The following is a 552-nucleotide window of genomic DNA, read 5'->3' on the forward strand; positions in this document are numbered from 1 at the left end:
GAGACTATGAAGTCGGGCGCGACCGATTACTTGTTGCGTCCGTTTGAAGCGAATCAGCTCATCAATTTGCTAAAGCGTGTTGAAGCTCTTGGCAAACCAATGGCAAACATTGTGGCTGAGTCGTGGCGCAGTAAGCAGGTACTTCAATTGGCGCACCGTGCAGCGTGTACGAACGCGAGTGTGTTGATCACGGGTGAGTCTGGTACGGGTAAAGAGGTGCTGGCTCGATATGTACACGAACACTCTCCTCGCATTAATGGCCCATTTGTTGCAGTGAACTGTGCCGCGATTCCTGAATCGATGCTAGAAGCGGTGCTTTTTGGTCATGTGAAAGGCGCGTTTACTGGCGCGACGAATTCGCAAAGCGGTAAGTTTGAAGAAGCAAACGGCGGCACGATTTTGTTAGATGAAATCGGTGAAATGTCTCCTGCAGTCCAAGCCAAACTTTTGCGTGTACTCCAAGAGCGAGAAGTGAAACGTGTGGGCAGTCACTAAGCCATCAAGCTTGATATTCGAGTCATTGCCGCAACCAACAAAGCTTTACGAGAAGAA

Annotated in this window: 1 pseudogene; it reads left to right on the forward strand. The window is 49.6% G+C overall.

What is annotated here, in order from left to right:
* Nucleotides 1-492, forward strand: a pseudogene (locus R7E78_RS29475) (sigma-54 factor interaction domain-containing protein); the annotation flags it as partial.
* Nucleotides 493-552: the final 60 nt, after the last annotated feature.

The sequence above is a fragment of the Vibrio sp. YT-19(2023) genome (assembly GCF_033337395.1).